This window comes from Streptomyces dengpaensis, from assembly GCF_002946835.1.
Lineage (GTDB): Bacteria > Actinomycetota > Actinomycetes > Streptomycetales > Streptomycetaceae > Streptomyces > Streptomyces dengpaensis.
On sequence record NZ_CP026652.1, the window covers coordinates 5,638,483 to 5,653,106 of the forward strand.

General features: G+C 68.9%; 12 protein-coding genes, 1 tRNA gene and 1 pseudogene. 6 read left to right on the forward strand and 8 right to left on the reverse strand.

Annotation, left to right across the window (positions count from 1 at the left end; translation table 11 throughout):
* Positions 1-345: 345 nt before the first annotated feature.
* From C4B68_RS26175 to C4B68_RS26185, 3 genes are all read right to left on the reverse strand, one after another.
* Positions 346-1,899, reverse strand: a complete 1,554-nt coding sequence (locus C4B68_RS26175) for a recombinase family protein (RefSeq protein WP_167459169.1) — start codon at positions 1,897-1,899, stop codon at positions 346-348.
* A 313-nt stretch (positions 1,900-2,212) separates the two neighbouring features.
* On the reverse strand, positions 2,213-4,312 hold the full coding sequence (locus C4B68_RS26180; protein WP_099499352.1) for a YfjP family GTPase: 2,100 nt from the start codon (positions 4,310-4,312) through the stop codon (positions 2,213-2,215).
* Positions 4,309-5,916 (reverse strand): dynamin family protein, encoded by a 1,608-nt coding sequence (locus C4B68_RS26185; protein WP_099499351.1) that lies wholly within the window; start codon positions 5,914-5,916, stop codon positions 4,309-4,311. Before C4B68_RS26185 ends, C4B68_RS26180 begins: the two co-directional genes overlap by 4 nt.
* A 321-nt stretch (positions 5,917-6,237) precedes the next feature.
* Here C4B68_RS26185 and C4B68_RS26190 point away from each other — a divergent pair.
* Both C4B68_RS26190 and C4B68_RS26200 read left to right on the forward strand, forming a co-directional pair.
* Positions 6,238-6,313 (forward strand) — tRNA-Arg (locus C4B68_RS26190).
* Between the two features lie 934 nt (positions 6,314-7,247).
* Positions 7,248-7,544 carry a DUF7144 family membrane protein gene (locus tag C4B68_RS26200; RefSeq protein ID WP_143674248.1) on the forward strand — a complete coding sequence of 99 codons (297 nt, stop codon included), beginning with the start codon at positions 7,248-7,250 and terminating at the stop codon, positions 7,542-7,544.
* Between the two features lie 45 nt (positions 7,545-7,589).
* On the opposite strand, the gene C4B68_RS43505 is transcribed toward C4B68_RS26200, so the two are convergent.
* The 3 genes from C4B68_RS43505 to C4B68_RS43515 all read right to left on the reverse strand — a co-directional run bounded on the left by C4B68_RS43505 (position 7,590) and on the right by C4B68_RS43515 (position 9,661).
* Positions 7,590-8,015: a tetratricopeptide repeat protein gene (locus tag C4B68_RS43505; protein ID WP_240634473.1), complete on the reverse strand. Its 426-nt coding sequence runs from the start codon at positions 8,013-8,015 to the stop codon at positions 7,590-7,592.
* Positions 8,016-8,084: 69 nt separating this feature from the next.
* Positions 8,085-9,038 (reverse strand): hypothetical protein, encoded by a 954-nt coding sequence (locus C4B68_RS43510; protein WP_240634474.1) that lies wholly within the window; start codon positions 9,036-9,038, stop codon positions 8,085-8,087.
* Entirely contained in the window at positions 8,984-9,661 is a 678-nt protein-coding gene (locus C4B68_RS43515; protein WP_240634475.1) for an AfsR/SARP family transcriptional regulator, read from the reverse strand. The genes C4B68_RS43510 and C4B68_RS43515 overlap by 55 nt, the downstream gene beginning before the upstream one ends.
* Before the next feature lie 181 nt (positions 9,662-9,842).
* Here C4B68_RS43515 and C4B68_RS26210 point away from each other — a divergent pair, with 181 nt between their 5' ends.
* On the forward strand, positions 9,843-10,259 hold the full coding sequence (locus C4B68_RS26210) for a hypothetical protein (protein ID WP_099499349.1): 417 nt from the start codon (positions 9,843-9,845) through the stop codon (positions 10,257-10,259).
* A gap of 51 nt (positions 10,260-10,310) precedes the next feature.
* Here the strand turns inward: C4B68_RS26210 and tgmB are convergent, their stop codons facing one another.
* The gene (gene tgmB, locus C4B68_RS26215) at positions 10,311-11,267 is read right to left on the reverse strand and encodes an ATP-grasp ribosomal peptide maturase (RefSeq protein ID WP_107475391.1); all 957 of its coding nucleotides are present in this window, start codon (positions 11,265-11,267) and stop codon (positions 10,311-10,313) included.
* A 14-nt stretch (positions 11,268-11,281) separates the two neighbouring features.
* Positions 11,282-11,473 (reverse strand): putative ATP-grasp-modified RiPP, encoded by a 192-nt coding sequence (gene tgmA, locus C4B68_RS26220; RefSeq protein ID WP_099499348.1) that lies wholly within the window; start codon positions 11,471-11,473, stop codon positions 11,282-11,284.
* Between the two features lie 1,174 nt (positions 11,474-12,647).
* On the opposite strand from tgmA, the gene C4B68_RS44825 reads away from it, so the two are divergent.
* The 3 genes and pseudogenes from C4B68_RS44825 to C4B68_RS26235 all read left to right on the forward strand — a co-directional run.
* Complete coding sequence (locus C4B68_RS44825) at positions 12,648-13,388, forward strand: polysaccharide pyruvyl transferase family protein (RefSeq protein WP_167459170.1); 741 nt, start codon at positions 12,648-12,650, stop codon at positions 13,386-13,388.
* Between the two features lie 335 nt (positions 13,389-13,723).
* Positions 13,724-14,077 carry a hypothetical protein gene (locus tag C4B68_RS26230; protein WP_099499346.1) on the forward strand — a complete coding sequence of 118 codons (354 nt, stop codon included), beginning with the start codon at positions 13,724-13,726 and terminating at the stop codon, positions 14,075-14,077.
* A 49-nt stretch (positions 14,078-14,126) separates the two neighbouring features.
* A pseudogene (locus C4B68_RS26235) lies at positions 14,127-14,621 on the forward strand (helix-turn-helix domain-containing protein); the annotation flags it as partial.
* Positions 14,622-14,624: the final 3 nt, after the last annotated feature.

Below are 14,624 nucleotides of genomic sequence, written 5' to 3' on the forward strand. Positions count from 1 at the left end.
CGAGTCAGAGCGCTATCCCCCGTAGGAGTGCGCTTCGATGACTCGCGTGCAACGCGTATGCCCCTCCGCAGCCGATATCCGAGGCCACTACCCCTGTCGGGGTACTCGGTCTTCGACTCTCCACAGCCGTGGAGTTAGGAGGCGTCCGGTCAATTCCGGCGTTCGCGAGAACTTACTAAGCACGAAGGTACGTACTGGGGCTTATAGAAGCAATGCCCCCTTGGCGGGGTTGTGTCACGTTATGTCGTGATGTCCGGTATGACGTCCCAAGTCTGTAGCTTCCTACGAGAGTTGTGCCACGCGAGAGCCCCCGGCGCGAAGCCAGGGGCCCAAGGTCGCAACCGGTCAGACGTCGCGAAGCCACCGGATCCGCTCTGTGACGGGCACGGAGACGCGGCCCGGCGCTGGCATGACCCGCACCTGCCCGAGCAGCCCAGGGGACAGCAGCAGCGCCGCAATGGCCCGCTGTCGCCGTACATCCAGGGCCGTCCACCACGACACCACGTCGGCCTCAGGATCGGTCGGCAGGAGTCCCGCCAGCGGATTGGGTGCGTCCGACTTCCGCAACGCAGCTTCTAGCTTCGTGATCTCCAGCTCGAACGCCTCCATATCGTTGGTCCGCGCGATCCGGGCGCGAGCCGTCTGCGGCGTGGGCGCCTCTTCGAGCTCTTTCAACTCCTTCTGAAGGCGGATCAGTTCGGCGCGCACCGCGGCCTCTTCGGCGGACGTGTCACCGGCTGGCCGGCTCAGTGCCGCGTGGCGGTGCGGCGCCGCGACGTACGTCAGGATCACGCCCAGCTTGGGCGGCAGCGGCTCGCCGTTCTCGGGGTCGACGCGCTCAAGCTCACCGACCAGGAACGCGTCTGTCTCATCCTTCGGAATCCGGGAGCATCCGCCCTTTTGGCACTCGTAACCGAGGCCGCGCCTGTGCTTGCTGACGACCATGGGGCCTTCGCATGAGTCGCACCGCAGCGTTGTGGACAGCGCCCACCTGACGCCCCCGCCCATGTAGGTGCGCCGCGACGGGTCGGCGAGCACCGCTTGCGCGCGGTCGAACAACTCGCGGGAAACGACGGGCGTCCAGCCCTCCCAGCGGGGAAGCTCCTGACCGTTGAAGATCCGGACACCCGCGTACACCGGCCGCACAAGCAACGCCCGGAGGTGCTGCGCGGTGAACGGGCGGGACGGGATGACCTCGCCGTTCTCCGTCTTCTCCGGGATCCACCAACCGCGCCTCTCCCAATCCTTGGCGATCGAGTAGATCGGCTCAGGGAGCTTCCCCCCGTCCCCGGCAACGCGCGTGAATAGTCCCTCGATCCGGGGGCCCCAGACTGAATCCGGGTACTGCTTCACGCAGCGCGGACGGCCGTCAATGCTCTCGTAATCGCGGCTGTAGCCGAGTGGCACGCGGCCGTGTGGCCGGCCGTCCCTGGCTGCGGAGTTGATGCCGCTCCGGGTGCGCTTGGACAACAGCCGGCTCTCTTTCTCTGCGTCGTTGATGCCGCCGATCAGGGAGTGGCGGTCGTCGTAGTTGGCCGGATTGAACGTGCGCTCCACGCTGGTGACGTGGATCAGGTAGCCGCCTGTCTCTACCGCGTCGATGAGCGCAACGCCCTTGCCCGTCTCGCGGGCCAGTCGGCTGATCTCCCACAAGACCAAGACGTCGCCGGGGTCGCCGAACGCGCCGGATCGCAGATCAGCCATGAGCCGCTCGAAGTCGTCGCGCGCCCTGGTCGCGTACTTGCTGGCGCTGCCGGTGTCCCTGTACGGCTCGCCCCACGACCAGGGGCCGTGCTCCTGCTCGGCCGTGAGGTTCTCGGTGTGCTGCCGGTCGATGCTGCGGGCGGTACGCCCCTTGCCCTTGGACACACGCAAATACTCGCGCGCTGTTGCTGTCATAGTCATCCCCCCAGCCCGGTGCGACTCTTGCACCACTGGCTAAGACGATACTATCGTCTCGTTCATCGTCCCGAACCCCTCTCCCGTACGAAATGCGTCTGTCGCGGCGACCGCATCCGCTGCGTTCGCCGCGAGATCAGACTGCCTTCGCCGGGCGGAGCCCGCTGAGCGCTGTGGGCTACCGGCTGGTTGTGGACAACCGCGTCACCCGACGGAGTGAGGCCACGTCAGCGCACCCCGGCACGGCCGCCGAGTGCGGTCGTCCCACCGGCGGGCGCTCTCGTCATCTCACCTGACAGGCGCCCACGTCGTCTCAGCCGACAGGCGCCGACGTCGCCGCCCCCGTGACCCGCACGTACTGCTCGCGCACCTCCCGGTAGCGCAGCAGTTCAGCGGCCACGGGATCCAGTACGCGGGCCCTCCCGCACCCCGCGGCGGCCTCGCGCAGCCGCCGTTCGGCTTCGAGCCCGTAGCGCCGGGCGGGCCCGCGTACCGCCATCCTGCTGCTCCACTCGACGGCCGGACCGCCGATGATGCCCGCCACCATCAGCAGCACCGGCACCCCGAGATTCGGCGATGCGACCCCGATGATCTGCGCCACCAGCCAGAGTCCGCCGATGACTTGGAGGATCGTCATCGAGGCCTGCGCCAGTACGGCGACCGGCCACCAGCCGGGCCGCGGCGGACGCCCCACCGGGGTCGTGGCGCGTGCCGCCATCTCGTCCAGGGCCTCGGGCAGGCCCTGCGCCCCGCGTACGGCGGCCTCGCGCACCGCCATCGCCCAGGGCGCGGGGAGCCCGTACGACGCCCGGTCCGCGACCGTCCGTACGGCCTGCTCGACGCGCTGGCGTGCCGTGGCCTCCTCGTCCACCAGGGCCCGTACGGGCAGGCGGCCGGTCACGGGCTCGCCCCGGCCCTCGTACCAGCGCCACAGCCGCAGCCAGGGCGTCCCGCAGGCGCGGTTGGCGTTGCGGCGCCATGCACGCTCGGCGGCCTCGCCGGCCGCGACGGCGCCCACCGCGTCCGCGAGCCGGTCCGCGAACTCGTCGCGTGCCTGCTCGCTGAGCCCGACGTGCCGCCCGGTCGCGTAGACGGGCCGCAGGCGGGCGGCGGCCGCGTCCACGTCGGCGGAGATCCGGCGCGCCGCGGCGCCGCGCTCGGCCACGAACTGGCCAAGCGACTCGCGCAGTTCACCGACGCCGTCCCCGTTGAGCGCGGACAGCGCAAGCACGGTCGCGCCCGGTTCGCCGTACTCGCCGAGCGCGATCCCGTCCTCGTCGAGCAGCCGCCGCAGATCGTCGAGGACCTGGTCGGCGGCCTCCCCGGGCAGTCGGTCCACCTGATTGAGGACGACGAACATGACCTCCGCGTGCCCGGCCATGGGCCGCAGATAGCGCTCGTGGAGCATGGCGTCGGCGTACTTCTCCGGATCCACGACCCAGATGACCGCGTCGACGAGCGCCAGGATGCGGTCGACCTGTTCGCGGTGCTGAACGGCGGCGGAGTCGTGGTCGGGCAGGTCCACCAGGACGAGGCCGCGCAGTTGCGCCTCCGCTTCGGGGCTCTGCAGCGGACGTCTGCGCAGCCGTCCGGGGATGCCGAGCCGGTCGATGAGCGCCGCCGCGCCGTCGCTCCAACTGCACACGATGGGCGCGGCGGTGGTCGGCCTGCGGACACCGGTCTCCGAAATGGCCACGCCGGCGAGCGCGTTGAAGAGCGTCGACTTGCCACTCCCCGTGGCCCCGGCGATGGCGACGACGGTGTGCTGCCCGGAGTGCTTGCGGCGCGCCGCCGCCTCGTCGAGGACCCGGCCCGCCTCGGCGAGCGTCCCGCTGTCGAGCCGCGTGCGCGACAGGCCCACCAGCTCGCCGAGGGCGTCCAGCCGTGAGCGCAGCGGTCCGTCGTACGCGAGGGGGGCTGGCGGGGTGTGCACGGCGGGCTTGGTCTCCACGACCGGCGCCGCCTCCTGCCCGGTGGCCGTCACTGTCACGCGCCGTGCGATGAGTCCGTCGTCCCAGACGGGGTCGCCGTCCGCGGGCGCGGACGTGTCGTCGTTGCCCTTCATGTCCTTCGCGCGCGTGTGACCGTCCATGTCCTTCACACGGTCCTTCACGCGCGCGTGCCCGTCGCTGGAGGCGGCGCGGTCGGCGAGCCCCCCTTCGGAGGCGCTGCTGTCCCCGGTGCCCTCCTGGGGCGGGTCCTCGGACATCGCCTCCCCGGAGAGGCCGTTTTCGAAAGTGCCCTCTTCGAAGGAGGCGTTTTCGGAAGCGGCGTCCTGGGGGAGGCCGTCTTCGCGCCGGTCCTCCCCGCGCCGGTCCTCCCCGCGCCGGTCCTCCCTGCTCCGGTCCTCCCCGGGCCGTTCCGGACGGTCGGCGTGATCCGTGTGGTCAGCGACGGCAGTCACGGCGGTCACCTCTCCTTCTGCAGTACGGACAGCGCGGCGATGAGTTCGGCCTGGGGTTCTGGGTGGACGTCCAGCGCGTCGAGGGGCGCGAGACGGCGTTCGCGTTCGGTGTGCAGGGCCCTGTCGAGGTACTCCGTGAGCAGCCGTCCGCCCCGGTCGCGCAACCGCAGCGCGCCGTGCGCCCCGATCCGCCCCGCGAGCCCCTCGCCCGCGGTGCGTGCCCTGCGTCCGCCCAGGAGCGCCGTGGCGACCAACGCGGCGACGACTTCGGGGTCCGGCGCGAAGTTCTTGTCCATGCCGCGCACTTCGTCCTCCGCGTACTCCTCCAGGACGCGCCGCCAGCGTCGTACGGCCATGCCGATCCGGTGCTCGGCGCTCTCCAGCGTCGGATCACCGTCCGTCAGCCCCGCAGCGCTCGCGCCCGGTTCGCGCCGCCACGCATCGTCCACGCGCTCGTCGGCCGCCGTGACGGAGCACAGCAGCAGGGCGCTCAGGCTCTCGGCGAGCGAGTCCAGCAGTTCGCTCGCGCTGCAGTCGAGGGGATAGGCGCGCCAGCGCTTGAGCGCGTCCCCGGAGAGCACGGCCCCGGCCTGCAGACGTCCCTTCACGCGCGCGTACTCGCTGTCGTACGCCCCGTCGACGGCCGCGTTGAGGCGCAGCGCGGCGGCGTGCTGCGCGGCGGCCGCGCTGGCCAGCTCGGGCATCCGCGCCTTCAGCGAGTCGAGGACTCCGCAGGCCGTACGGGCCATCGCCGCATGTCGGGCTGCCGGGTCCTGCGCCTGGTGCGTGAGCCACGTACGCAACGGCGCGACGGCGGTGGCGGGCAGCAGGCCGCCACCCCACGCGGACTCGGGCAGCTCGGGCACGGTAAAGCGGGGCAGCTCGCCGAGTCCGGCCTTGGTGAGCAGGGCGCCGTACTGCCGCGAGACCTCGGAGACCACCTGGTGGGGCACCCGGTCGAGCACGGTGACCAGGGTCGCCTTGTGCTCCTTGGCCGTACGCAGCAGATGCCACGGCACGGCGTCGGCGTACCGCGCGGCCGTGGTGACCATGACCCAGATGTCGGCCGCGCTGATCAGTTCGGCGGCGAGTACGCGGTTGCCGGCGACCAGGGAGTCGATGTCCGGCGCGTCGAGGAGGGCGAGGCCGCGGGTGAGCGTGTCGGCGGTCTCGATGCGCAGCACCCGTTCCTCGCGTTCGCTGAGCGAGGCCAGGTCGTCGCCGGGCTCCTGATGGGGCACCCACACGCGCGTGAGGTCGGGCAGCACCCGCATCCCGCTGAACCAGTGATGGTCCTCCGGGTGGCACACCAGTACCGGTGTGCGGGTCGTCGGCCGCAGCACCCCCGCCTCGCTGACCCGGCGCCCCACAAGGGAGTTGACGAGGGTCGACTTGCCCGCGCCCGTGGAGCCCCCGATGACGGCGAGAAGCGGTGCTTCGGGGTGTCTCAACCGGGGCACCAAATAGTCGTCGAGCTGTGCGAGCAGTTCGTCGCGGTTGGCACGCGCGCGTGGGGCCCCCGCCAGGGGCAGCGGGAAGCGTGCGGCGGCGACACGGTCGCGCAGGGCGGAAAGTGCGTCGAGCAGCTGAGGCCGTACGTCCAAGGTCACCACATGCGAAGAATGCCCAATTTTGGAGGCTTTCTGAAGCATATGGCTGTGTCTGCGCGCCGACAGGACACATGGGGCGGAAGGTGCGTCTGGGGCGCAGGCGCAGTCCAGGCATAACGAGTGCACAACACCAGGTGTGTGAGACGCCGAAAGCGGTGCACGATTCGTACCCGCCTGCGATTATCGGGACCGCTTCACTGAACCTCCACATCGAGCCACGGAGGCGAAGCGTGAGGGACAGGGACGCGGGAGCTCTATCCTTGTCCCCGGCAAGGTCACGGATCAGCCCACACCCGGGCACCAGGACACAGGCCACCACACCCGGCCCCCGTAGCTCAGTGGATAGAGCAGGCGCCTTCTAAGCGCTTGGCCGCAGGTTCGAGTCCTGCCGGGGGCGCCAACAGCATCTGTACGTGCTGTGGCCCTCGGGGCCTTTGACCTCGACGTGGCGGGCATGGAATCTTGCCAGTAGGTTGGTGAGCTGAATGACCTCGAACAACCGCGGAAGATGCTGCTGAGGCGCATGGGCGAGGTTGAGCGCCAGGTAGGGCAGTCCGTCCAGCAGATCTGCGTCCTCTTGGGTCGGCCGGACGGGTTCGGCGGCATAGGCTGCGTCCAGTTCCGCGAGAGTCGCATGCGGCGTCGTCGCCCCCAGTCGTAACCGGCTCGGCGATCTTGTGGCCGCGACGGGGCACGAGCCCTGCCGTCGGACCTCCTCCTGCCGGTCGAGGCCCGCGTGCTCGCGCCGGCTGTTCCGCCTGCTCGGCCTGTTCCCCGCACCGGAGCTCGCCGCCGTAGTCGCGGCAGCCCTCCTGGACGCATCGCTGCACCAAGCCCGATGCTCAGGGCCCCTGGCCGCTACCCGCCTGATCGAACCCGAGACGGCGGGCGGCCGATACCGCTTCCACGATCTCCTTCGTGAGTACGCGCAGGAGCGTGCGCAGGTGGCGGAAACGGCAGCGGGTCGTGGCGCCGCGTTGAAACGCGTCCTGACCTGGTACCTGCGTCCTGACGTGGTACCTGAACGCCGCTCGCGCCGCCGCGGGAACCTGGCTCTTACCGGAGCTGCCCGGCGATCTCGATCCCGGCGATCAGCCCGACGTTCCGTCCGCTGCCCGGAATGACAACGGCTACCAAATAAACCCAGCCAGCCCTCAGCGGTGGGGATGCAGGTGATGTTGCCGACTACACGCAGGCCCGGGGCGGGAGCGGTGAAGTCACGCCCGATCAGGTCCGGTGCCGGCGCGGCCTTGCTGTCGGCGCGGGTGAGGCTGCGACGCCCGGTGCGGCGGCTGTGACCGGCGATGCCGTGTTCGCGCAGCCTGACCCCGGAATTGCGCAGCAGAGTCTGGGGCTGGGTGTGGATCTTTGTCGGCATCGCACAGATCCTGGCCGCTCTGGGCGTCTTCATGGGGTCGAGAGCGGCGCGGATCACCGGCATCGTGCTCGCCGCCGCCTGTATGGTCGGCCAGCTGATCTTCCTCTCCACGTTCCCTCTCTGGTCCCTGGCCACGATGGCCCTGTCCGTGCTCGTCATCTACGGGCTGGTCTTCGTGCCTCGCCACCTTCCGGGCGAGCGGCTCTGCACCTGTCGCCGGAGCAGCTTCCGGGTGGGGCGAGCACCTGTGTGATGGCCCTCTACCGGGCTTCGCCTTCTCTACTCGGCTTCGCTGTCGCTACCGGGCTTCGCGGTCTTTGAGCCCTTCAGTCGCCCGTGCGCGGTCAGCGCGGTGCGCACGGGCGTCGTGTACGTCGAGCACGGACTGGAACTGCCGGTGCGCGTCGTGTACGCGGCCTGTCGCCAAGTAGGCGCGGCCCAAGCGGGAACGGATGTCCATCTCCAGCCAGTCGCAGCTGGGGTCGGTGAGCGGGTTCAGCAACTGGTGTTGCAGGAGGGCCTGGTGATGGAGGGCGATGGCCGCGCCCAGGTTTCCCTCGCCCTGCTCCGCCGTGCCCAGCCGGGTCAGGCTGCGGGCGCAGAGGAAGATGTCCCCGACCTGCTCGACCAGGTGGATCGCCTCGCGGTACAGCCTCTTGGCCTCACCGTAGTGGCCGAGGCGGAGGTGGACGTCGGCGGCGCAGCTCAAGGGCCTGCCGAGCATGCGCGGTCTGCCGTCTGTCTCGGCGTGGCTATGGGCGTCGGCAAAGCACGCCAGCGCCTCCTCGTTCTGTTACCCGAAGTAGTGCGCGAGGCCGAGGACGACGAGTGCCGTCGAGGCGAGCCAGTCGTTGCCCAGCCGCTCGGCCAGGTCAACCGACGCGGTGACATGGCGAATCGCCTGCTCACCCTCGCCCACACTCAGGTCGAGAGCCCCCAGCCCGGCGAGAGTACGGGCCCCTTCGCACGGGTCGGGGCGGCGTCGGCCGAGGTCCAGCGCCTCGGTGAAGCAGGTGCGCGCGTGCGCGTACCCGCGCTGGTATACGGCGGTGTAGCCCAGGCAGTTCCACAGTGCGAGGGCCATGCGCTGGTCGGTGGCCTCGTCCACGTGGTCGAGTGCGATCTCCAGAGCCATCTGGCACTCGTGGTAGCGGCCCTGTCGTACGAAGTAGTCGACCAGCGCCTCGGCGATCCAGCAGGCGAAGTCGGCTTCGCCGTGGGCCGCGGCGTGTCCGACGACGTCGGCGAGCTCTCCGCCGGCCGCGTCCAGCCAGGCCTCCGCATCCTTCCAGTGCGCGAACGGCGCGTCGGCGGGTCGGGGTCCGGTGGGGAAACCGCGTGGGCCCCAGTCACTGGCGATCCGGGCCGCGTCCAGGTAGAGGCGGAGTGCGGCGGTGCGTGTCGCGCCGGCTTCGGCGGGCGCGGCTTCCGCGAGCCGCCGCGCGTGCACCCGCACCAGGTCGTGCAGTCGGTAGCGGCCCGGACGCGGCTGCTGCAGCAGACTCGTGTCGACCAGGCTCTCCAGGACCTGCTCGGTGTCGTACGACGGCCGGTCGAGCATGGTCGCCGACGTCAGCACGTCGAACTCGACCGTCGGCACCAGGCCCAGGGCGCGGAATCCGCGCTGCTGCTCGGGTGCGAGCTGGTCGTACGACAGGCTGAAGGCCGCCTCCACGCTGCGATCCCCGACGCTCAGTTCGCCGAGCCGGTGCTCATCGCCCGCCATGCGGCCCACCAGGTACTCCACCGCCCAGGTGTGGCGGTTCTGCAGCCGCGATCCGGAGATGCGCAGGGCCAGTGGCAGCCGGCGTCGGCGAAGCGGCCCAGCAGAACCAGGCACTCGAGCCGTTCCACGCGAACCGTACGCAGGCGCTCCAGCAGCCGCTGCCGTTCCACGTCGGCGAACGGTCCGGGGAGCCCGGCCAGCGGCTCGCCGTCGAACAGGGCGAGTGCTCCCGACAACCGGTCCATCGCGGTGGCCGGATCGCCGGATGCCTTCGCGCGCTGGGCGCCGTCGACCTGCTCGGCCAGGTCCGCCACATCGAGCTGGAGGCCGTCCACGACGAGGCGGTACCCGCCCCGTTCCCCGCGGATCACCGAATCCGTCGGTCCGGTGCCCGGCGCGTCGAAGGTCTGCCGCAACGTGTAGACATAACTGGGCAGTACGCTGCGGCCCGACTTCGGCGGCTGGGCCCCCCACACCCCGTCGAGCAACTGTTCGTGGCTCACCAGAAAGCCCGGACGCAGCGCCAGCGCGGCGAGTACGGCCTGCCGTCTGACAGGTCCCAGATCCAGCGGTGTGCTGTCACGCCAGGCCCGTACCGGGCCGAGCACGGCGAGCCGCAGCCGCCGACGTAATCCCGTACCCACCCGGAAGCCTCCGCCCCGCTCCGCGCATCATCAGAATTTCATCCGCATTGCAGCGTCTCTCGCCATAGTTTGCAAGTGCCCATCGCACCCCCGGAGTTCAACCGCGGGAAGCACCCGAGGGCACGCTGTACCGGGCGGCGGCCATTGGCGGGGGAGCGGCCGCCGCCCCCGAGGAAGGGACATGGACTTGACCGTCGTAGACGAGTCTCTCGCCGGATTGCTGGCACAACGCGGGCTCTTCCTCATGCCCGAGCGGAGCGCTGCCGCGGACGACGTGGTGTACGTCTGCGTGGACGACGGGTTTCCCGGCGGCTTCCCGGTCGGCCGCGTCATCCGGTCGGTCGGCCCTGGCATCCCGTCCGACGCGGGGACCTGGTCCGCGTACGCCCGGGTCCGCCCCGGCCACAGGGTGTCCGCCGGGCTGTTGAGCCTGGAGGAGGCCGTACGCGCCGTCATCGAGCACGCCCGCTACGGGGACGTCACGTCCGCCCTGGAACAGCTGGAGCAGGAAGCCGTCTCCGCTGTCGCCCGTCTGCGCGGCGAGGAGCCGGGTCACGTCCGCCGCGGCCCTCTCCTGCCTGCCGAGGCCCATCAGTAGCCACGAGGGGCCATCACGCGATGCGGGAGATCGCGAACACAATCCGCCCGCTCACCAGTGGCCCTCGGGAAAACGGCGATCCGTCCTGCGCTGAGACAGCCACAGGGCGAGCGCCTCCGAGATCGGCTGCCCGGTCTCCAACTCGACGAAGCCGAACTGGCCGCCCTGATTGCACTCCAGGAACCACCAGATGCCGTCCTCGTCCTCGGCGAAGTCGAAGGCGGCGTACGCCAGTCCGGCAAGGGCGACGTAATCGTGCACCGACTTGCTGATGCGTTCGGGCACGGACACCGCCTCCCAGGCGTGCCCGGTGTCGCCGTAGCGCCCGTCGACCTGGCCGGGCTCGGCCGTCTTCCGCGCGGCGAACAGCCGGGTGCCGACACAGGTCAGCCGAATGTCGGCACGCTTGGGTATGTACCGCTGCAGCAGCACGGGACCGGCCGCGACCGCGGAGAAGTCCGCGTCGGGTCCGATCAGGGTGGTGGGCAGGGCCAGCGCGGGGTCACCGGGCGGCGGTCCCGAGGCGGACTTCACCACCACGTCCCGGTGCTCCTGCGCGAACTGCTGCGCCAGGCGCGGGGCGGTGGTGAAGACGGTCGGTGGAACGGCGAAGCCGCTGAGATGGGCGACCCTCAACTGCCATGGTTTCAGGCGGGCCTGGTCGGCGTTGCGCGGATGGTTCATCCACCGTGTGGAGGCGGAGTGGAGCATTCCGTACAGCGCCTGACGGGTTTCGGCGGTGAGCCACGGCGAGGGGTGTGCCGCGTTCGCGGCCGGCTCACCGGGCCTGCGCATCCATACGGAGCGCAGGCCCCCCATGCTGAGGACATGCCCGTTCACCGACAGATGGCCGTTGAAGTCGCCGTGGGCGTAGTCGGCGGACAACACGGCTTTGCCCGGCAGGTCAGCGGGGTCCAGCCGCATCACGGGTGCCCCCGCCTCATGAAGCTTGGCCACCACCATGTCGGCGGTCACGTCCTCTTCGGACGTGAGGATCAGTACGGTCATTCGGCTACGGGGCGTCAGTCGTCGAAGTGTGTCTGGGAACCGGCGGTGGACGTCGTCGTGCCGACTGCCAGAAGGAGGTCAGGGTCGCTGACGGCAGGGCGGCCATCGGGAAGCACGTTCAGTTGACGCGAAGCGTCGAAGTGGTACGGCGTTATGACGGCCGGAAGCCCTCTGGGGAACGCGTAGTTGAGGGTGAACGGTCGCACTCGAAAACCTCCAGGTCGCACGTTTGCTTGCGTGCAGTCCCTCACGCGTTCCTTGCGTAAGGAATTGATCACTGTCTGCCACATCGGGGTGAAGGCCATCACATTTCCAGCCGCGACATTCGCAACGACTGCATCAGCTACATCACTTGCTCGCACCTTCACCACAAGTCACACATCGGATTGAGCGTCACAAGCGTCACTGTGCTACCAAGGGTGACTGCGCCCTCACGCCTGGGAGGGCTCCGTGGACCCTTTTCGCGCACAAAAACGATGGCCACGCCTTGCAAGTCGGACTGGGCGCCTTCCGGTACTGGCCCCCATGGCGCAGGGCGCCTCGGATCCGTTCGCCCCACACGGGTGATCGATCGGATGCCGATGGCCGCAGTCGCGTTGGCCGGTCGGGGTCGGCCGCGGGGTGCGGCCCCGTCGTACGTCGACCCGATACCGGCAAGCGCCACCGTGCCCGGAATGACAACGGCTACCAAATAAACCCCAGGCTACTGACCTGGGGGTTTCATCGTGGAGCGGACCGGGCGGTGTCGGTCTCCGTGAAGTCCTCGACGGCCGCATCATCTTGCTGACCCCGCCTCCCGTCGACTCGAGCGACCACTTGAGGCCTTCGATCAAGACCGTGTCCTGCTCCTGCTGGATGCCGAGGTGGGGTTGCGCTTTGCGGCGCGCCGCCGTTCCGCCCGCCTCGGCAGGACTAGACTTTCCGCATGCTTTTGTTGCGATTTATCAGGATCATTCCCCCGCACGTCGTGCGCCGGCTGCCGCACCATCTTTCTTGTGCTGGGCGCCTCGCCTGCGAAAACCTGTGACAGATTGCGTTCGATGGTTGATGCTGCGTCTCCGGGCGTGGCCTCCATAGGTCCGGCTGCTTCATTTCTGGCTATTAGGTCGTTCGTCGTTAACGGCGGCGGTATTTATGTAATGGTCAACTACGCCGTGACGACTGCGTTGCTAGTTGCCCTTCACGCGGCAGGAAGGCTCCTTGGTCATGACCGCGACCACCCCCCCGATCCGGCTCTTCTGGTGGAGGCCAATGACGGGAACTCGCCGTCAGAAGGTCCTTGACCTCCGTTACCTCTGGACGCGTCGGAGCGATGGGCGTCTGCTGCCGCCTTGGGCGCTCCGTAACTTCGGTGATGAACTGGCCCCCTCAATTCTTCGTATGGAGCTTGGTGAAACGACTGCGGTGAGGCACGCGGATGCCCCAGCAGCGGAGGTCTTCACATTGGGTTCAGTTCTCCAGAGGGCAGCCCTGGAGGCAGGTGAAGGAACCGCCGTGATCGGGTCAGGTCTGCCTCAACTCGACTCCTCGGACTTGCTTGATCGGGTTCGACGCGGAGTGCGCCGCCTCGACCTGCTAGCCGTTCGCGGACCTGAAACGCGAAAGTTGCTGGGACTACCTCAAACTACGACTCTAGGGGATCCGGCTCTGCTGCTCGAAGGGCGCCTTGTGTCAGGCGATAGGAAGAGTGGCGGCGTGGTGGTGGCACACTACAGTGCTAAAAGAGATGCGCGGACAACCAGCAAATTGGAATCTCACGCGCAAAGATTGAACGCCTGCGTCGTATACACCTCGGATCCGCTTGACGGCGTGCTCGCGGCTATTGGGCGTGCTGAGTGGGTGCTGACCAGCAGCTTGCACGGACTGGTGGTGGCGGATGTAATGAAAACGCCAGCCATTCCTCTGGCTCGGGATGCAAATAGCTCGAGTGATTTCCGATTCGACGATTATGGTGGGTCGGTCGGTCGTGACGTTCGGGCGACGCTTCTTCAGCGCGTGACCAGGGCCGACGTTCTCGACGCCTCGTCCTGGCCGAAACCCGACGCCATCCGTGTTCGGGACGTCGCTGATCAACTCCGGTCCGTGACTGCGTCTTGGTTTGCGGAAAGCGGTAGTTCTTGAGCCGGTCATTTCGCGGTCCCTCTGTACCTGTTCGGCGCTGTTGCGACTGCGATAAACGCAGCGCTACTCTGGCCGTTCTTGGGTCGAGTGCTTTCGCTTGATGAATTCTCAACGGCCGTGCGCCTAATAGCAATCGGCAGCTCTAGCCGCGCCCGTACTGGCTCTAGGCGTTCACGCCTATGTGGTTCGCTGTCTAGGGGTAGGACTTTCCGTAACTGCTGGTCACGGCGATGGTCGGGCTCGAAAACTCGGTAGCTGCTTAGTTCACGCTGCCGGTAGGTTCCGGTCTCCCGACCGGCCGTGCCAGCGGCTTCCCGGTTCAGAGAGCGATTCACATGACCAGCCGGCAAGCAACGACGACCCTGTGGCGCCCCACCGGCTCCAAGGAGCTGGACCTGGTCCGCGATCTGAACTGGCGTGCGTGGCCGCCCCGCCTCCCCGAGCAGCCGATCTTCTATCCGGTCCTCAACGAGGACTACGCGATCAAGATTGCGCGGGACTGGAACGTGAAGCACAACGGTGCTGGCTTCGTCACCCGATTCGAGGTCGACGCGGAGTTCTTGAGCCGGTATCCCGTCCAGCAGGCCGGCGGGCAGACGATCCTCGAGCTCTGGGTTCCGGCCGAGGAGCTGGACGACTTCAACGCCCGCATCGTCGGCGAGATCCGGGTGGTGCACGAGTTCCGCTGAAGCGGGGAGGCTTGCTGGCGGGGCACCGGCCCGGTGCGATGATCGCGGCTTGGCTGCCGTGATCACGGCGTCGGAACCGTCCTGGACAGCCCCGTTCACCGGGCTGAGCCCGCGCTGCTTCGGCAAGCTGCTGACCGCCTTGTGCCGTGAAGGCGCGGACGCGGCACGGCGAGGTCGGCCGTGGGGTCCGCCGCTGGAGGACCGGGTGCTGCTGGTTGCGGCGTACTGGCGCACGAACTTGACGATGCGCCAGCTCGCGCCGCTGTTCGGGGTGTTCAAGCCGGCAGCGGACCGCATCATCGACCATCTCGGACCGATGCTCGCGCTCCAGCCGCGCAAGCGGTTCGCCAAGGACGCCGTGCTGATCGTGAACGGCACCCTGGTCCCAACCCGGGACCACACGGTGTCCGCACAGTCCAAGAACTACAGGTACTCCACCAATCACCAGGTTGTCATCGATGCCGACACCCGCCTGGTCGTCGTGGTGGGCCGGCCTCTCGCCGGAAACCGCAACGACTGCAAGGCGTGGGAGGAATCCGGTGCGACC